This is a genomic window from Flavobacterium fryxellicola, from assembly GCF_900143245.1.
Classification (GTDB): Bacteria; Bacteroidota; Bacteroidia; order Flavobacteriales; family Flavobacteriaceae; genus Flavobacterium; species Flavobacterium fryxellicola.
The window spans coordinates 125,769-145,212 of sequence record NZ_FRDK01000009.1 but is presented as its reverse complement, the minus strand read 5'-3'; the positions used below and the strand labels follow the sequence as shown (position 1 = coordinate 145,212).

14 protein-coding genes and 1 other RNA gene are annotated in these 19,444 nt (G+C 34.8%); 4 read left to right on the top strand and 11 right to left on the bottom strand.

The window, feature by feature from the left end:
• Together BUA03_RS13150 and BUA03_RS13145 are read right to left on the bottom strand one after the other, a co-directional pair.
• Nucleotides 1-4,490: HYR domain-containing protein (locus BUA03_RS13150; RefSeq protein WP_072675747.1), on the bottom strand; the 4,490-nt coding region annotated here is incomplete at its 3' end.
• Nucleotides 4,491-4,523: 33 nt separating this feature from the next.
• Complete coding sequence (locus BUA03_RS13145; RefSeq protein WP_139255661.1) at nucleotides 4,524-5,114, bottom strand: hypothetical protein; 591 nt, start codon at nucleotides 5,112-5,114, stop codon at nucleotides 4,524-4,526.
• 401 nt (nucleotides 5,115-5,515) lie between these two features.
• On the opposite strand from BUA03_RS13145, the gene BUA03_RS13140 reads away from it, so the two are divergent.
• The 3 genes from BUA03_RS13140 to BUA03_RS13130 all read left to right on the top strand — a co-directional run bounded on the left by BUA03_RS13140 (nucleotide 5,516) and on the right by BUA03_RS13130 (nucleotide 9,069).
• Nucleotides 5,516-6,001: a SixA phosphatase family protein gene (locus tag BUA03_RS13140; RefSeq protein ID WP_066082862.1), complete on the top strand. Its 486-nt coding sequence runs from the start codon at nucleotides 5,516-5,518 to the stop codon at nucleotides 5,999-6,001.
• Nucleotides 5,998-8,085 (top strand): polyphosphate kinase 1, encoded by a 2,088-nt coding sequence (ppk1, locus tag BUA03_RS13135; RefSeq protein WP_066082669.1) that lies wholly within the window; start codon nucleotides 5,998-6,000, stop codon nucleotides 8,083-8,085. Before BUA03_RS13140 ends, ppk1 begins: the two co-directional genes overlap by 4 nt.
• A 93-nt stretch (nucleotides 8,086-8,178) precedes the next feature.
• Nucleotides 8,179-9,069 carry a Ppx/GppA phosphatase family protein gene (locus tag BUA03_RS13130; RefSeq protein WP_066082670.1) on the top strand — a complete coding sequence of 297 codons (891 nt, stop codon included), beginning with the start codon at nucleotides 8,179-8,181 and terminating at the stop codon, nucleotides 9,067-9,069.
• A gap of 14 nt (nucleotides 9,070-9,083) precedes the next feature.
• Here BUA03_RS13130 and BUA03_RS16995 read toward each other — a convergent pair whose 3' ends face one another.
• The 3 genes from BUA03_RS16995 to BUA03_RS13115 all read right to left on the bottom strand — a co-directional run bounded on the left by BUA03_RS16995 (nucleotide 9,084) and on the right by BUA03_RS13115 (nucleotide 11,423).
• Entirely contained in the window at nucleotides 9,084-9,620 is a 537-nt protein-coding gene (locus tag BUA03_RS16995) for a DNA polymerase III subunit gamma/tau (protein WP_245792656.1), read from the bottom strand.
• A 137-nt stretch (nucleotides 9,621-9,757) separates the two neighbouring features.
• Nucleotides 9,758-10,843 (bottom strand): DNA polymerase III subunit gamma/tau, encoded by a 1,086-nt coding sequence (gene dnaX, locus BUA03_RS13120; RefSeq protein ID WP_066082671.1) that lies wholly within the window; start codon nucleotides 10,841-10,843, stop codon nucleotides 9,758-9,760.
• Between the two features lie 280 nt (nucleotides 10,844-11,123).
• On the bottom strand, nucleotides 11,124-11,423 hold the full coding sequence (locus BUA03_RS13115; protein ID WP_066082673.1) for a hypothetical protein: 300 nt from the start codon (nucleotides 11,421-11,423) through the stop codon (nucleotides 11,124-11,126).
• 120 nt (nucleotides 11,424-11,543) lie between these two features.
• Here BUA03_RS13115 and rnpB point away from each other — a divergent pair.
• An RNA gene (gene rnpB / locus BUA03_RS13110) (RNase P RNA component class A) lies at nucleotides 11,544-11,870 on the top strand.
• A gap of 82 nt (nucleotides 11,871-11,952) precedes the next feature.
• Here the strand turns inward: rnpB and BUA03_RS13105 are convergent.
• From BUA03_RS13105 to BUA03_RS13080, 6 genes are all read right to left on the bottom strand, one after another.
• Entirely contained in the window at nucleotides 11,953-13,737 is a 1,785-nt protein-coding gene (locus tag BUA03_RS13105) for a chloride channel protein (RefSeq protein ID WP_066082675.1), read from the bottom strand.
• 104 nt (nucleotides 13,738-13,841) lie between these two features.
• Nucleotides 13,842-13,985, bottom strand: a complete 144-nt coding sequence (locus BUA03_RS13100; RefSeq protein ID WP_082854363.1) for a DNA alkylation repair protein — start codon at nucleotides 13,983-13,985, stop codon at nucleotides 13,842-13,844.
• Between the two features lie 516 nt (nucleotides 13,986-14,501).
• Nucleotides 14,502-16,187, bottom strand: a complete 1,686-nt coding sequence (ggt, locus tag BUA03_RS13095) for a gamma-glutamyltransferase (RefSeq protein WP_066082677.1) — start codon at nucleotides 16,185-16,187, stop codon at nucleotides 14,502-14,504.
• A gap of 16 nt (nucleotides 16,188-16,203) precedes the next feature.
• Nucleotides 16,204-17,889: a gamma-glutamyltransferase gene (gene ggt, locus BUA03_RS13090; protein ID WP_066082866.1), complete on the bottom strand. Its 1,686-nt coding sequence runs from the start codon at nucleotides 17,887-17,889 to the stop codon at nucleotides 16,204-16,206.
• A 147-nt stretch (nucleotides 17,890-18,036) separates the two neighbouring features.
• Nucleotides 18,037-18,450, bottom strand: a complete 414-nt coding sequence (locus tag BUA03_RS13085; protein WP_066082679.1) for a GxxExxY protein — start codon at nucleotides 18,448-18,450, stop codon at nucleotides 18,037-18,039.
• 347 nt (nucleotides 18,451-18,797) lie between these two features.
• Nucleotides 18,798-19,382 carry an acyl carrier protein phosphodiesterase gene (locus tag BUA03_RS13080; RefSeq protein ID WP_066082682.1) on the bottom strand — a complete coding sequence of 195 codons (585 nt, stop codon included), beginning with the start codon at nucleotides 19,380-19,382 and terminating at the stop codon, nucleotides 18,798-18,800.
• Nucleotides 19,383-19,444 lie beyond the last annotated feature (62 nt).

The following is a 19,444-nucleotide window of genomic DNA, read 5'->3' as shown; positions in this document are numbered from 1 at the left end:
TCTACATTTACTGTAACCGGAGCTGCACAGGTGATTGTTGGAAGAATAGAATCGACCACCGTTACGATTTGAGTACAAGTAGCAGTATTTCCTGCATTGTCAGTTACGGTCCAAGTTACCGTTGTGTTTCCGATAGGGAATACACTAGGGGCATCATTAGTTACGGATTTGACACCACAATTATCAGCCGCAGTTGGCATTCCAAGAGTTACATTTTCTTTAGCAGTAGTACAAGAAGCGGCATCTACAGTCACTGTAACCGGAGCTGCACAGGTGATTGTTGGCAGAATAGAATCGACCACCGTTACGATTTGAGTACAAGTAGCAGTATTTCCTGCATTGTCAGTTACGGTCCATGTTACCGTTGTGTTTCCGATAGGGAATACACTAGGGGCATCATTAGTTACGGATTTGACACCACAATTATCAGCCGCAGTTGGCACTCCAAGAGTTACATTCGCTTTAGCGGCAGTACAAGAAGCGGCATCTACAGTCACTGTAACCGGAGCTGCACAGGTAATTGTTGGCAGAATAGAATCGACCACCGTTACGATTTGAGTACAAGTAGCAGTATTTCCTGCATTGTCAGTTACGGTCCAAGTTACCGTAGTGTTTCCGATTGGGAATACACTAGGGGCATCATTAGTTACGGATTTGACACCACAATTATCAGCCGCAGTTGGCAGACCAAGAGTTACATTGGCTTTAGCGGTAGTACAAGAAGCGGCATCTACATTTACTGTAACCGGAGCTGCACAGGTGATTGTTGGCAGAATAGAATCGACCACCGTTACGATTTGAGTACAAGTAGCAGTATTTCCTGCTGTATCAGTTACGGTCCAAGTTACCGTTGTGTTTCCGATAGGGAATACACTAGGGGCATCATTAGTTACGGATTTGACACCACAATTATCAGCCGCAGTTGGCATTCCAAGAGTTACATTGGCTTTAGCGGTAGTACAAGAAGCGGCATCTACATTTACTGTAACCGGAGCTGCACAGGTGATTGTTGGAAGAATAGAATCGACCACCGTTACGATTTGAGTACAAGTAGCAGTATTTCCTGCATTGTCAGTTACGGTCCAAGTTACCGTAGTGTTTCCGATCGGGAATACACTAGGGGCATCATTAGTTACGGATTTCACACCACAATTATCAGCCGCAGTTGGCAGACCAAGAGTTACATTTTCTTTAGCAGTAGAACAAGAAGCGGCATCTACAGTCACTGTAACCGGAGCTGCACAGGTGATTGTTGGCAGAATAGAATCGACCACCGTTACGATTTGAGTACAAGTAGCAGTATTTCCTGCATTGTCAGTTACGGTCCAAGTTACCGTAGTGTTTCCGATTTGGAATACACTAGGGGCATCATTAGTTGCGGATTTCACACCACAATTATCAGCCGTAGTTGGCAGACCAAGAGTTACATTCGCTTTAGCGGTAGTACAAGAAGCGGCATCTACAGTCACTGTAACCGGAGCTGCACAGGTGATTGTTGGTTTGATTGTATCTTTTATAATAACATTCTGACTTGAGGTAACGCTATTTTCATTAGCATCAGTAAAAGTCCAAATAATGGTATAGGTTCCTTGGCTAGTAAAAGTTACAGGATCTGCAGTAATTCCCGTAATTGTATTTTCAGAACAGCTATCAGTAGTTGTTGGAGCAGTTACAGTAGTGGAACATTGAACTAGTATATCAGTCAAAACCGGTGCAAGGGGCGCTATTGTGTCATCAATGGTTATCTTTTGAGCAGCACTAGTTGAATTGTTACACGTGTCACTTATAGTATACGTTCTTGTAACAACTGTAGGTAAATTTCCAGTGAAAACATCTGTACTTGTGACGGTCAAGTTTGAATTACTAGTACAATTGTCGCTAATTACTAATCCTAATGATTCTAAAGCTGCGACAGTCTTTACAGCCGGGTTTAAATCGGCTACTGAACATCCTTCTATATTTCTAACGGGTAATGTGCCAGTTATTATGGGTGCAGATGTATCATTTATTTTTATGGTTTGTGTTATACTGCTTGAACCACAGATGGAAGTTATTTTAAAAGTTCTACTTACGTTTATAGGGCAGCTTCCACTTTTTGAATCACAATATGAAATGGAATAAGTACCAACACTAGCGCTATTAGGAAACGCACCTCCAGCACTTGTGAATTGAGCTAATGAAATATTAACTTCAGTTCCGCTATAAGGTAGTCCTGTTATTGCATTCGTATTGCAGCCTTCAAGAGTTATATTTGAAGGAACAGTAACGGATGGTTTTGGATAAACAGTAACCTTGAATTGTTTTTTTGGGCCAATACAAGAATTAGTTTGACCTTCAGCCACATAATATATTGTTTCACCAGCAGTTGTTGATGAAGGAGTTATTGACGTTTGAGCCGATGATGTTGTACTAGTGTAGTAATACAAATTATACGATGGATTACTTGCAGTAGCTGTTAAAGGAGAAGTGGTATCACCAATACAATATTTCACATCAGTTACTGTAGGTAACGATGAAATACTGGAAACAGCAATCGTAAATTGGAAATAACAACCGCTACTTACCCCAGGAGGTACAGCATAATAGGTAGAAGTGCCCACTGTAGCTGGAAACGGATTGTTTATGGTATATTGAATGGTTGTTCCATTTATAATTGGATATGAACTATAGAATGTTGCTCCTGTAGGGAAAGCACCCGCAACCGCAGTAATAGGTATGCTCGTAGTTACATTACAAAATGTAAAAGCAGTGATCGGAGGCGTGGCCTGACAATTTGCATTAACATAAGCAGCAGCATTAATGGTTGTAATAAAAGGAGTGGGGATGGCAGTTCCTTCACAACTACCAGAAGAGTAGCCTTGAATTAAAGATTTGTCAATAACGTTCACGGATGATATTGATCCAGTACCATTAAGAGAACCGATTACTGATATTATATTATTGCAGTTGGCATTTTTTAATAAAGTGCAATCTTCTGTTACTTTAAATTTAAAGGAAAGTTCTGCTAATACACTGTTCTTATCCCCATTAGAGGGTAGTGGTAAGGTCCCAAAATCCCAAACAATGGAGCCGTTAGCACCAATTGTAGGTTCGTAAGTTAAATTATTAGGAGATGGATTAGGGGTAAAATTGATTGTTTTAGAGGCACTATTTGCTACATAGGTTGCATTGTACGGTATTGGGATGATGATTTTGGTATTATTAATAGCTTCTGTCCCTTTATTTTTCAGCTGAACTTTATATTCTATATTTTGTCCAGGTAAAGCCGTTGTCGCACCTGTAACTGGAACGCCATTAATTTTTGTAACGGAGAGAATACCTTCAATGTCTGGAACATAGGCATCAACGGCCATAGCCATTGCGAATATGACATAAGTATCTTGAGTAGATCCGTATTTGAATTTTGTTGATGTTTGGTTATTTCCTATTATAGAATTATTGGTATTAGGTAAGGTAAACATACTGATGTCTAAACCAGTATTGTTCAATAGTGACGGATTTCTTTGATTTCCCCCGGTTTGTATTGAAGAATTGAAAAAATTATTTGTTGAATTTGCCGAGTGGTTTAAGTTCAAAAAAGTATTATCACTTTGTTTCTGAATTTGAAAATAATCACCAGAGATACCTCTATCTCCTTCCCCAGCAATCATCCCTAATTTAATCCCTACATTTCCTGACGGAACCGCATTGAAGCCCGTCACATCAATTTCGTGATTTATTGTTGCGGAACCTCTTACGTAAGCATGACCATCAAAAATCGTTACATCACGATTTTTCATGTTCGAATTTTCATACACTACAATTAGACCCCAACCACCATAAAACCCAGTACCTCCACCATTTCCTTCTTTAAGAGCGATGTCAGCTGCAAAATATTCTCCAATTCCATGATCTTTAACGTATTGTGTAACTTCTGCATAGGCAGAATACATGTACCCGTCTGATTTGTTTGGATAATAAATTTCATTAACATTCCCGATGGAACTTGCTGTAATACTTGTGTAATTTGATTCTCCAGGACCTTTGAAAGAAATAACTCTTTTATCGAAATTTTTTGTAGTAGAACCTTTTGTTGCAGATACTAGAAAGTCATTTGTGTCAATGTCAGAAGCTCTACCAGTCCAATACAATCCTGCGTAAACTATGTTTGAGCATGAAGATGCAACTCCGTTGTCTGTCGGTAATGATAAAGTTGAAGAAGAGGAATTCCAAGTTTTTGAATCAGAATCAATGTCAACATATACCATTGGATTATTATTGGTAATATCATTGCCATAATTTTGTAATGTTAAATTAGTATTACCAATTATGGTAAAATCACCTTTTACATTGTATGTTTTTTTTAATGGAGAAAATGTTGATGTTCTTTCCTTAAAAGGAATTTTTACTTGAGCAGTCATAGAAAATGAAAGTCCGAAAAGCAGAAATAAAGTAAAGAAAACAAGCAATAATTGGTAAGCTATTTTGGATTTGGAGTATAGTTTTTTCATAACGATAATTGTAGGTTTTTTTATCAAATTTTTTTATTCACTTTTATCAATTTTGTAAAAAACATGGTAGCGGGGATTAATGTTCTTAATCAGCTTTAAGATAGAAATATCTGTAGTACTAACGTTTGAGACTATATAAATATAATTTAATTTTGAAAAATTAGAGAATACTGATAAATCTATAGGTGTAGCTAAATCAACATTATTACTTATTTTTATAGTTACAATTTCAATGTCACCACTATTGATAGCTGAAGTTAGAATTCCATTTAGGGAATTTGTATTTGTAATTAAAGAGCTTGGTTTTTCTCCATAACTTTTAACTTGCCCAGAATCAAAGTAAATCGTTTGTTGAACATCGCTCAATAAATTTTCTAAGTACTTGGCTTGAGAATAGGTCGCTCTTGAATTTTGTTCAGCTGCTTTCATAGCCGCAATAAAAGATTTTACCTCCAAAACTTGAGGTGTTTTATCGTTTGATTTTGTGACTTGTGCAGTTATACTTGTAGTGCAAAAAGTAAAAAGTACTAAAATAATGCTTTTTACCACCAGATTCAAGTGACTTTGACGGATTGTAAATAGATTAGGGAAGAAATTTTTCTTCGTTATGTATTTTTTTTTCATAACCGTAGGTGGTTTTATTTGTGGATTTCCAGCATTGCAACTTTACTTACTGAGCGAAACTAAAAATTATTAGTGAGCTAAATTAAATACAATTAATTAGTTTTTTTTCTTTTCTCTATAAATAACCTAAATACTCGTTGAACGACTATTTTTGTTAATTAAAACCAAAAAACGAACAAAAAACTTATTAAATTTTTAGACAAGATATATAGAATATTTTGATTGTCAAAAAAGAATACTATTTCAAAAATTGGTTTTTAACACTATTTTTACTTTTCTTACTTATAGTCAAGAACTATTTGTAAAATTAAAGTTAAAATAAAACAGCATGAGTTTTAGTTTTGTAAATTGGAACTAAATATTTTTATTTTTTGCTAATTGATTACAAATTTGCTTCTAACATGAAAAACTTAATATTGGTACGACATGGAAAGTCAAGTTGGGAAGTCCCCATGCACGATAAAGAGCGCGGTTTAACATGTCAAGGAGTCAAAGATGTCCATCTCGTATGTGCTCAAGCAAAAAATTTGATTCCAAAAACATACTTAATTTGGAGTAGTTCAGCAAAACGAGCGCAAAACACTGCGTTAATTTTTGCTCAAAACATGATGTATCCTATTGAAAGTATCGTTTACAAAGACGACCTTTATACTTTTGATGAAAATAAACTTGAGAAAGTGATCAAATCATGTAGTAATGCTTTTGAAAGTGTCATTCTTTTTGGACATAATGGGGCAATTACAGATTTTGTTAATAAATTTGGAGATGTTTATATCGAAAATGTTCCTACCTCAGGTTTTGTATATTTGAAATTTGAAACAGAGGATTGGAAAAAAATAAAGAAAGGTAAAGTTGAAAAAATAATATTTCCCAAAAATTTAAGATGAATAAAGTATTAGAATATAAATATATTGATAGAGAAAAAAGTTGGTTGGCTTTCAATGCACGTGTACTTCAAGAAGCAGGCGATAATTCAGTTCCTTTACTAGATCGGTTGCGTTTTTTAGGTATTTTTTCAAATAATTTAGATGAGTTTTTTCGAGTTCGTTTTGCAGCTATTAGACGATTAAGTTTAACTGGTATCTCTGGAGAAAAATACTTAGGAGGGATTTCGGCACAGCAATTAGTGAAGGATATTACTGAAATTGTTATTCAACAACAATCAGAAAGTTTACGAATTTTAAACATTATCGAAAGTGAACTGGAGACTAAAAATATATTCATCATAACAGAAACTGATATTACTTTTGAACAGGAAATTTTTCTAAAAGATTTTTTTATTCAAAAAGTAAGTCCTGAGTTAGTAACCATAATTTTGAACGATTTAGCCGAATTCCCGGTATTAAAAGACACTTCAGGGTATTTAGCTATTAAATTAGTTATGAATAAAAATTCAGAAGTTCGTTATGCCGTTATCGAAATTCCTAAAACAATTAATCGTTTTGTCGTTTTGCCATCCAATAACGAAAAACAATATATTATACTTCTGGATGATGTAATTAGACATAATTTGAGTAATATTTTCAACATTTTTGATTACAAAAGTGTTTCTGCTCACATGATAAAAATTACTAGAGATGCGCAATTGGATATCGATAGTGATTTGAGTAAAAGTATGATTGAAAAAATATCATTGAGTGTAAAAGACCGAAGAATAGGAGAACCGGTTCGTTTTATTTATGACCAACTGATTGAACAAGACACCTTGCAATTTTTTCTAGATAAAATGAAAATTGTCTCTACAGATAGTATTATTCCCGGAGGAAGATACCACAACAGACGGGATTACATGAATTTTCCAAATCTAGGTAGGTATGATTTATTATACCAAACTAATGATCCATTACCCATTCCGGGATTAAGTCTTGAAGGGAGTATGCTAGAAAAAATAAGTGAAAAAGATTATCTCTTAAATGCACCTTATCAATCCTTTTCCTATCTGACCAAGTTTTTACGTGAAGCTGCTTTGGATCCTAAAGTAATTTCCATTAAAATTACGCTATATCGATTGGCAAAAAACTCGCAAATCATTAGTTCTCTTATTAATGCTGCTAAAAATGGTAAGAAAGTTACCGTTCAAATTGAGTTACAAGCTCGCTTTGACGAGGCCTCTAATATTTCCTATGCAGAGCAAATGCAGTTAGAAGGTATTGAACTTATTTTTGGAATAAAAGGGCTTAAAGTACACAGTAAAATATGCGTTATTGAAAGATATGAAAATGATAAAATAAAGCGATATGGTTTTATTTCTACAGGAAATTTCAACGAATCTACCGCCAAGGTGTATACTGATGTCACCCTTTTTACCAGTCACCAACAAATTCTGAAAGATATCATGAGGATATTTGAGTTTTTTGATATCAACTACAGAGTGCATCGCTATAAACATCTTATCGTTTCACCTCATTATACCAGAACGCGATTTGTAAAATTAATAGACAGAGAAATTACCCATGCACTCGCAGGTAGAAAAACACATATAAAATTAAAGATGAACAGTTTGTCTGATTTTGCAATGATTGATAAATTATATGAAGCCAGTAGAGCAGGAGTTAAAATTCAACTTGAGGTGCGAGGAATTTGCTCCTTAATACCAGGTATTCCTGGAATGAGCGATAACATAGAGGCTATAAGTATTGTTGATAATTATTTAGAACATTCCAGAATTTATATTTTTGGTAATGCAGGGCAAACAGAAGTTTATATTTCATCAGCGGATTTCATGACTAGAAATCTAGATGGTCGGGTTGAAGTAACATGCCCAATTTATGATCAAGGTATAAAAAACGAACTAATTGATAATTTTGATATTGGTTGGAAAGGCAATGTGAAAGCTCGTTTTCACTCTTATAAATTAGACAATAAGTACCGTTATCGCAATCATAATCCTATTTTTAGAGCACAATTAGAAACCTATAAATATTATCAACACAAACTCCAAGTAGAGTCTCAAATTGAAAATAAAGTGTAATTATTTAAGAAAGTTTAGGTATGGCTTTTGTCACGCTATGATTCAGGAGTGTATAAAAAAATTTAATTAGGAAATAAACGAATTGAAACGAAAATGATTAAAATAAAAAAATATGCAGCAATTGATATTGGCTCTAATGCCATGCGTTTGTTAATTGCAAATATTGTAGAACAAGAAGGAAAAGAACCTCAATTTAATAAAAGTTCACTGGTTCGTGTTCCCATTCGTTTGGGACAGGATGCATTTACGGTTGGAGAAATTTCGGAAGAGAATATTGAAAGAATGTGTGATGCCATGAAAGCTTTTAATCTTTTAATGAAGGTGCATAAGGTAGAACGGTATATGGCATTTGCTACGTCAGCGATGCGAGAAGCGTATAACGGAAAAGAAGTTGTCGCAATAATTAAGAAGAAAGCAGATATAAAAATAGAAATTATTGATGGCAAGAAAGAAGCAGCAATAATTGCTTCTACCGATTTGCACCATTTGTTGAAAACCGATCAAGCGTATCTTTTTGTAGATGTTGGGGGTGGAAGTACTGAATTTACTTTGTTTTCTAATGGTAAAATGATAAATTCTAGATCTTTCAAAGCAGGAACGGTACGTTTGTTAAATGATATGGTGTGCGATGTGGTATGGGATGAAATTGAAAAATGGATTAAAATAAATACACACGAATATGACGAAGTTACGCTTATAGGTTCTGGTGGAAATATAAATAAGCTATTTAAAATGTCAGGCAAATTGCAAGAAAAACCTCTTTCGTACATTTATATGAATTCGCAATACGCTTTTTTAAATTCATTATCCTATGAACAAAGAATATCCGAATTAGGGTTGAATCCAGATCGTGCCGATGTAATTATTCCAGCAACACGAATCTATCTAAATGCTATGAAATGGAGTGGTGCAAGAAATATTTATGTGCCCAAAATTGGACTTTCAGACGGTATTGTAAAAGCGATGTATTACAACAAAATATAATTTTTAACTACCGTTTATACATTTAAATCTAATCCAAATGTTGTGCGTAATAGTTCAATATTTGGATTTATTTCTAAAAATCTATTGTATCTGTCTTGGTCATTGAAACTTCTTTTATTTTCAACACTTTCATTAACTATCACTTCGATTGTAATGTCATGATTGTGTAAGTGTCCTTTCAAATAGCCTAGAAGTCCATGTAATTCTTTTTCAAAATCTAATTTAGAACCTTCATTTGGTAATTCAATTGATATCGCAGTACTATTTAATTTTGGATCGTTAATGAGTAATAAGGATTCCATGATTTTATAGCCTTTATCTCCTAATCGTTGGGCATATTTATTCCAATACAGCAACATTTCTGTCTCGGTGAAAGATTCCGTGGGTAAGTGAAGTACTTCTTTTATGATTCCTTTACTACTTTCTTCTAATGCTTTTTTGGCACGAATACTCGATAATGAAAATGCTGACACCTTCGGTTCATTGGTTTGAGTTCTTTCGATTTTTACGACAGGAGTTGGAACTGATGTCGCAGTACCTTTAGTAGTCAACTCTTTTTCTATAGTAGAAGCAACTACAGGGATTACGGCTTCGCTTTTCAGAAGTGAATTTTGACTTTGCTCGGCAGATTCCCTTCCTTTGGTCTCAACTATAGAATAATCATTTATTCTAAAATAAGTAGGAGGAATTATAAATTGATCAACTTTTTTTTTTCTCCATCAAAAGTGATAGAGGCTAGTTGCATTAGGCAAAGTTCAACGAGCAGGCGCTGATTTTGGCTTAGTTTATATTTTAAATCACAATCATTTGCAATTTCTATTCCTTTCAAAAGAAAGTCTTGATTGCATTTTTGTGCTTGTACACCGTACATTTGCTGCGCTTGTTCTCCAACTTCTAATAAAGATAATGTAGCTGGCGTTTTAGAAACTAATAAATCTCTAAAATGAGAAGCTAGCCCAGATACAAAGTGATGGGCATCAAATCCTTTGGCAAGAATTTCGTTGAAAGCCAATAGTAATTCAGGAATTTTATTTTCCAAAATCAAATCGGTGACATTGATGTAGGTTTCATAATCCAGTACATTCAAGTTTTCTGTAACGGCTTGACGTGTTAAATCTTTTCCACAAAAAGAGACTACGCGATCAAAAATAGACAAAGCATCACGCATGGCGCCATCTGCTTTTTGGGCAATAATATGCAAAGCATCATCCTCAAAATTAACACCTTGACTGGTAGCCACTTCGGCAAGATGTTCTTTAGCATCTTTTACGGTGATTCTTTTGAAATCAAATATCTGACATCGAGAAAGTATCGTTGGAATAATTTTGTGTTTTTCGGTCGTAGCCAAAATAAAAATAGCATGCTTTGGTGGTTCTTCCAATGTTTTTAAGAAAGCATTAAAAGCGGCCGAGGACAACATGTGAACCTCATCAATAATATAAACTTTGTACTGTCCCGTTTGTGGTGGAATACGAACTTGGTCTATTAAATTCCGAATATCATCCACCGAGTTGTTAGATGCAGCATCTAATTCAAATACATTAAAGGCAAAATCTTCGGTTGGATCATCGTATCCTGGCTGGTTAATTTTTCGGGCTAAAATACGAGCACAAGTTGTTTTACCAACCCCACGAGGGCCTGTAAATAATAACGCCGAAGCCAAGTGATTGCTTTCTATAGCATTTAATAACGTATTGGTAATGGCTTTTTGTCCTACAACATCTTTAAATGTTTGAGGACGATATTTACGAGCCGATACAACAAATTGTTCCATAGAATTTTTATTCGAAAGCAAATATAGAGTTTAATTTAGTGATGCAAAAATTTAAGCATTAAAAGATTTTATAATTTTCAAAGTTGTGATTTTTAACAAAAGTCCCTAGACTGGAACTTTCTGCTGAAAGGCATATAAAAGTGTACATCCATCTTTTAAGCCCAAAATAGATATGGATGTGTATGAGAAGGCTACCTTATCTTTAGGATGATACTGCCACAAACTGCCACATAAATAATTTCTTTATTTGAATGGGATCCAATTCTCTTGCTCAATTACCTTATTTTTTTCTTCCTTTAATGCTGATGTCTATTAATACCCTTGCAGCGCCATTTTCAGAATTGGCTGCAAACCCGGTAACAAATACACCCTTTTTACCAGAATTTGATTTTATCCCGTATACTGTTGCTTCATCATCCGGATTGCTATCTCCTTCATAGCGATAAATATGTTGAATTTCATAATGATCAGGATTTTTTATTAGATCAGCCTCGTTAAGATTGAAATCGTAAGTAAATCCCATCTCATTCAAATCATCTAAAGCTTTCGTAACAGTGGCATAGTGATACATATGTGACATAATAATACAGTTTTAAGGTTGATTTATAAAGGTAACTGTTTTATTATGAATTCATTGTAAAAGGGATGTTAAAGTAAGGAATCTTAAATGTAAAAAAAGAATTAAATAGTGTAAATTTGCACCGCAGACCGCCTTATCGCCGTTTTGAGTAATCAAGAAGGAGGAAAGTCCGGACACCATAGGGAAGCATAGCGGGTAACGCCCGCCGGTTCGCTTCGGCGAATTAGGACAAGTGCAACAGAAAGTATGTACAGGTAATGCTGTAGTGAAACCAGGTAAACTCTATGCGGTGAAATATCAAGTATATCAGCATTTAAGGGCTTCTCGTCCGTTGCTGAAGGGTAGATAGCTTGAGTTACGCAGTAATGCGTAATCTAGATAAATGATAAGGTAATGCTGAAATAAATTCAGTGTTAACAGAATCCGGCTTACAGGTCTGCTTTTTTATTCAAATGGGGATCTTCAAATTTCCTTTTAAGATCAAAATAAATTTAAGAAAGCAGCACTATTCTTTTTGCTTTGTAGTATATTATTCTATCGTCATTGATTTTAGTTTTGTTCTATAAGCCTCCAGTGCGGTAGATTTAGAGATGAAACCATAGTATTTTTCCTCTTTGAGGACAGGTAAAAATGCTTTTTTTGATTTCTCAAACTTGTTCATGACTATTTCCATGCTGTCATCAGGTGAAATTATTTCAATAGGCGCAAGCATTATCTCTTTGACCAACGTATATTTTACGCGGTAGGAATTAAATATTATTTCTCGAATATCATTAAAATGAACTATTCCTAATAAGTTTTGTTTTGCGTCGACCACACCAAATATGACTTGATTGGAATGGGAAATTAAATCTACGAGTCTTTCTAAATTTTCATCAGGAGTTATTGTCAAGAAATCAGTTTGTATTATGGAATTGGTCTCTAAAGTAGATAGCACATTTGTGTCTTTATTACTGGTAAAGGCATGTCCTTTTTCCACCAGCGTTTTGACATCCATTGAATGTTTTTCGAAACGTTTTGAAATCGCAAAACTAATAGAGGCTACAATCATCAGGGGAATCATTAAGTTATAACCTCCAGTTATTTCTGCGATTAAGAATATCGCAGTCAACGGAGCATGAAACAAACCACTCAAGATTCCAGCCATGCCAACCATAGTAAAATTACTGATAGGCAAATTAGTAAGCCCTGTTAAATTTAGAAATTTAGAAAAGAAAAAACCAACATAAGACCCTAGAAACAGAGAAGGAGCAAAGTTGCCTCCGTTTCCACCACTACTTAAGGTTATCCCTGTTGCAAAAACCTTTAGCATCATCGTGCTACCAACAAAAAGTAATAACGCCCAACTGTTGTCTCTAAACTCACTAAACAAGGTGTTTTCTAATAATTTTCCGGGATCACTCTCGGATAATGTTTTAATACTTTCATATCCTTCTCCAAAAAGTGTCGGAAAAATAAATATCAGAATAGCTAAAATGGAAGCTCCAAACAGTGCTTTTTTATAGGGTGATAACTTTAGTTTTGCAAAAAAATGTTCAACTTTCTGGAAATTACGGGAATAGTATATGGATATAAATCCTGTTAACAATCCTAACAAAATATAATAAATAATGTTATGATAATCAAAACTTTGTTGTTGTTTGAAGGACAATAAAATTTTCTCGTCTAAGGCAATTACGGATACCAAAGCACCTGTTGCAGCCGCGATCATGATGGGTGTAAAAGCTGCAATACTCACATCTACTAGCAATACCTCGACGGCAAATAAAACACCTGCAATTGGCGCGTTAAAAGCGGCGGCAATTCCGGCAGCAACACCACATCCTATTAGTAAGGTTCGGTCTTTATAACTCAGTTTGTATTTTTGCGCATAATTCGAACCAAAAGCGGCACCAGTAATCACAATAGGACTTTCTAAACCTGCGGAACCTCCTAAACCAACTGTTAAGGAGCTTGTGACGATTTGAGCATACATTTGTTTTTTTGGAATAATACTTGCTTTTTTGGCTACAGCGTATAAAATTTGCGAAGTCCCTTTTTGGATTTTCCCTCCTAAAACTTTTTTAACCACTAAAACAGTCAATACTATACCTATGATCGGTAGAATACTATTCATAAATCCTAATTTCAAGATTCCATTAACGTAAGTAGCAAATGAAAATACCCAGTGTGCAAACGTTTTTAGTACAATTACAGCAAATGCAGAAGAAATACCCACTAAAACAGCGGATAGAAATATAAACTGTTTTGGAGTCAATAAAGACTGCGCAATTGCAATTACTGTTTCTAGTTTTGAAATATATTTTTTGAACATGATGTTTTTTAAAAGGGATACAAAACTACTATTATTTTATCCTAAGACATATTTTTTAACGTCTCTTTTATTCTTACTGGTTTTAAAGTGCTCGTTTTTACCAATTATTGAACCGCTACTGGATTCGTTTTTGCATATTCTCGCAAGGCCCAACCAATAGCTTTTTGAATAAAAAACTCCTTAGAACGTTCTAGTTTACCACATGTCGGAAATAAAACGCTGACAGCTGTCTTCTGTTTGTATTTCAATTGAAATTAGATCGCATGTCGGTTCAACCAAATGTCTTCTGACGTCGAAAATCGTTCTTTTACATTTTTTGTTTTCAACGGAAATTCCAATAAATAGTCGCCTGAAATAGATTTTGCAATCGAATCAACACTGTCTCACCAAGAATTTGTAGTAATCCGTTTTTAAATGAGTTGGAGGTTCTGTTTTTTGTATTTTCCTTTACTTTCTTTTATAAAAATTTTAATGGTACACTAGTGCAATTTCCGTTCTGGTTTCGAATATGGAGCTAATACAATTGCGTTCGAATTTGTGGTAACTTTTTGTTTATTTTCTTTCCCTATTTGCTTAAAAACAGATCTTCTTTTTGCTGTTTTTTATTACAAAAAAGAGAAAATTATTCTTCATGTGTTTTGCCATTGCATACCTATTCTCTGAATTTTTATTTTCTCAAAAGCATTTTCTAAAGCAAGTGTAAAGCTAATAAATAGCTCATTTAGCATAGTTGCATGGGTTTTAGTAGGAACGAAGTCAAAGCGTTACAATCCAACCGCTTTGTCGTCTCCTCTAAAATCAGCACCACCTTCCAGATTATTGTTTGGTAAAACCAATATGGCATCTACCTTACCTATAACAGGAGTTGTCTTTTCATTGATTAAATATCCTTTTGATTTTAAGGATCCAAATGTTTTAGTGTCAAAAGTGTTGGGTTCAAAAGTGATCAAATCCGGCAACCATTGGTGATGAAAACGAGGTGCATTCACTGCCTCCTGCATACTCATACTGTACTCATAAACATTTAAAATGGTTTGCAATACTGATGTAATGATAGTAGAGCCTCCGGGAGAACCTACAACCATAAATAATTGACCGTTTTTCTCTACGATGGTGGGAGTCATGGAACTCAACATTCGTTTTTGTGGCGCAATACTGTTGGCCTCATTGCCCACTAATCCAAACATATTGGGTTCACCTGATTTGGCACTGAAATCATCCATTTCGTTATTTAGGAAAAATCCCAGTTCGTCACAATAATATTTGGATCCATACCCATCATTTAGCGTTGTAGTTGACGAAACGGCGTTACCAAATTGATCAACAATTGAGTAATGCGTGGTCTCCATACTTTCTTTATAATTGACTGTACCCTCTTTTATATCCGATGATAAAGTAGCTTTTTCAAAACTAAAATTTGACATTCGTTGTTTCAAATATTTAGTAGACATTAGCGCTTTAAGCGGGATTTTTACAAAATCAGGATCGCCCAAATAGTAACTTCTATCTGCGTAGGCGCGTCTTTCGGCTTCTACTATAACTTGAATCGCCTCAGTTGAATTATGGCCCATTTTTGCCAAGTCGAAAGGAGCAATCATATTAAATATTTGAGCCAGACATATTCCGCCACTACTAGGTGGTGGCATCGAAATAACTTTCAAATCTTTATAGTCAAAAGTAAGCGGTGTTCTCCATTTGGCTTCATATTGAGCTAAATCTTCCAACGTAATTATAGCTCCTTTTTGATGCAAGTATTGTACTAAAATTTTTGCTGTTTCCCCTTTGTAAAATTCATCTCTGCCGTTTTTTGAAATCCTTTTTAATGTAGCGGCGAGTGCAGGATAGCGTATTACCTCATTTTCCTTGAAAGCGGTTGCAAATAAGGTCCTGTCTCCATTTACCTTGATGATTTTATCTCGATAAGTTGCCAGGCGGTCTTCTTGTCTTTTTGTAACAACAACTCCTCTTTCTGCTAGTGCAATAACGGGTTTCAAAATTTCTTCAATAGGGAGTGAACCCAATTTTTCGTGAACGGCAAAAACACCAGCAATTGTTCCGGGAACCCCAATAGCAAGTGGAGATTCGGTGCTTTTACCTTTTATTACATTGCCATTTTGGTCTAGAAACATATTTTTTGTTGCTGCTAATGGGGCTTTTTCTCGGTAATCGAGAGAACCAATTTCGCCATTTGCTTTTCGATACACCATAAAACCACCACCACCAAGATTTCCTGCATACGGATAGGCAACTGCAAGAGCCAATTCTGTTGCTACCATCGCATCAAAAGCATTGCCCCCTTTTCTCATGATTTCAACACCAATTTTGGAAGCTTCTTCGCGTGCTGAGACGACCATTGCTTTTGTCGCAACTAATCCCGTAGGAGGAGCGCTATTTTTCTGGGTTTTGCAACTCATAGTTAAAATACTCAGTAGTATAATTATTTTTTTCATTTTTAGTAGTATGCATTTAAAAACCAACAGCTTTGTTATCACCTCTTTTATCAGCGCCACCTTCTAATTTACCATTTGGAAGGACCAAAATTGCATCGACTTCACCAATGATTTCTTTGTTTTTTTCATTGATGATGTATCCCTTTTCCTTTAGGTTATTGAATAATTCTTTATCGAAAGAATTGGGTTCAAAAGTAATCTCATCTGGCATCCACTGATGGTGAAATCTTGGAGCATTTACTGATTCTTGCATACTCATTCCAAATTCATACACATTCAATATGGCCTGTAAAACCGATGTAATTATGGTAGAACCTCCCGGCGTACCCACAACCATGAAAAGCGAATTGTCTTTTACGACAATCGTAGGCGTCATAGAACTTAGCATTCTTTTGCCAGGAGCAATGCTGTTAGCTTCACTTCCGGTTAGTCCATATAAGTTTGGAATTCCTGGTTTCGCGCTGAAATCGTCCATTTGGTTATTCAAAAAGAAACCCAATTCATCGCAATATATTTTAGAGCCGTAATTATCATTTAAAGTGGTTGTTGCTGATACTGCGTTTCCAGCAGCGTCTACAATCGAATAATGCGTAGTTTGGGTACTTTCATATCCTTTGATAATCCCATGTGCAATAGCTGATGATTTTGACGCTTTATCAAATGAAAAATCACTCATTCTTTTTTCTAAATAAGAGGGACTCACTAATTCTTCAATAGGAAGTTTTACAAAATCGGGATCACCCAAAAAGTAATTCCTATCCGCGTACGCTCTTCGTTCCGCCTCTGTTATAACCTGAATGGTTTTTAGACTGTTGTGTCCCATTTGTGAAAGGTTGAAAGGAGCAATCATTTTCATGATTTGATTCAAACAAACTCCGCCACTGCTGGGAGGTGACATCGAAGTAATTTTTAAATTTTTGTATTGAAAAGTTATTGGATTTCGCCATTTGGCTGCATATGTAGAAAAATCTTCCATTGTGGCGTTTCCTCTTTTTTTTGCCAAGAACGCAACTAATTTTTGAGCAGTTTCGCCTTTGTAAAATTCATTGCGGCCGTTTTTGGCAATTCGTTTTAAAGTGGCTGCCAGCGCAGGATATTTTATGGTATCATTTTCTTTATAGACTTTAGAAAATAAACTATTTTTTCCATTCCTTTTAATAAAAGAGGCTCTATTGTAAGCCAAACTTTCTGCTTGAAATTTGGTGACAACAACACCTTTTTCAGCGAGTGCAATGACGGGTTTCAGAATTTCGCTCATTGGTAAAGAGCCATATTTTTTGTGTACTTCAAATATGCCTGCAATAGTGCCAGGAATTCCAGAAGCGAGCGCTGTTGCAGTACTTTTTCCTTCTATTACATTTCCTTTTTTGTCTAGAAACATGTCTTTAGAGGCTGCTAAAGAAGCTTTTTCTCTGTAATCAATCGCTCCAGTTTCTCCATTGGCTTTTCTAAAAACCATAAAACCACCACCGCCAATATTTCCTGCTTGTGGATGGGAAACTGCCAAAGCCAGTTCCGTAGCCACCATAGCGTCAAAAGCATTACCTCCTTTCTTTAGGATTGCGACACCAATTTGTGAAGCTTCTTCCCGAGCTGAAACTACCATCGCTTTTGAAGTTACTAATCCCGTAGGTTCTGCCGTTTTTTCATTTGATTTACAGCTTAGAATTGCTAAGGAAAGGAATAGAATTATTTTTCTCATTGTACTATGGTATTTTGGTTTTAGGTGTATTGTTTTGGTCATTTTTATTATGTATTACTTTAAATGGTCTAACCACATAGAGATATAGAATTTTAATTTGTGTATAAAGAAGCTTCGCTTAATATTAGATTTCATAGGCGGATTTATTTATTCTTCTGGTAAAATTTTATAAAATTCATTAACAAATGTCTTTTGTCCCTCCTTGAAAATATTATAACAATTAAAATTTATCAAAATACCTTTCGGTGATTTTAGTAATTTCATATGATTCAAAAGTTTTGCTTCAAAAGCAGGATGCATTTTTGAAACGGCTTTGAACTCAATAACAATCAAGTTTTCAATTAACAAATCACATCTAAAATCAGATTCCATCATTGTGCCTTTGTAAATTACAGGTATTTTATGCTCTGAAATAAAATTAATATTTCGTAACCGTAATTCCACTTTCATACATTGGCGATAAACACGTTCTAATACGCCTCTACCCAAGATTTTATGAACTTCTATTGCCGCACCAATAATTTGAAAGCTTAAATCATTTAGATGTTTTTGTGTAATCATTCCTCAAACTACTTCAATTTAATACTATTTTTTGACTGATATATCTTTAAACAAACTCCACTAGACGTAATTCAATTTGTTTAAATACACTTCAATTTTGCTCAGTGACTGCCTAGATTTATAGATATTTCATTTTCAAAGATATTTCATTTTTAAAGCATAAATTAGAACTATGTTAATCCAAGAATTGGACTATCAACCTCTTTTTTTCTATGTTTCTATGTGGTTAAATCTTTATTTTATACATTATGAAAATTCAAATTATTACGCATGAGAATTTAAGTAAATTTATTATCTCCATTTTCACCAATTAAGGAAAATCTATATTTTATGTGGTAACATTGTAATCATTCATCAAGTATTTTTTGTTCTACAAAAGTCCTCAATTCTTCAAAGAATTCTGTAAACTCGTTTTCAAAATCCGTGTAAAACTCTTGTAGTTCTGTTGTAGCAAACCGCATGTTTGATTGATTTTTCGTTCGGCTATCCATTTGCGTTAAAATGTGGTCAATTCCATTGATTGTTTGGTAAATAACTAACCAATTTTCCTTAAATAGAATAGGCATTATTTTGATGGTTCTTTCCGAAACTACGTTGTTGTTATCCCGTAAAGATTGATAAAAACGTTCAACGAAATCCTCCAGTTTTTCATCGGAATAGTTATTCCAGTTTTTAGCCAAAAAATGATCGTAAAAAATATCTACAATCACTCCAGCATAGTGGTGATAATGCTGATGTAGCCGTTTCGTGCTTTGTCTAAAAACAGGATGCGCATCTGTAAACGTATCAATGGCACGGTGCAGCATAATTCCTTTTTGAATCTCCAAAGGATAACTTTCAAAATGTTTTCCCCGAATTCCATCCGCCATGAAATTACCAATTTTAAGTAATTCATTGTCGCCGGAAAGATAAATGTGTGCTAAAAAGTTCATTCGCCTAATTTAAGAATTTAAATGATGAATTTGAATTCTAATTGACTTTTGTAATCCGTCAA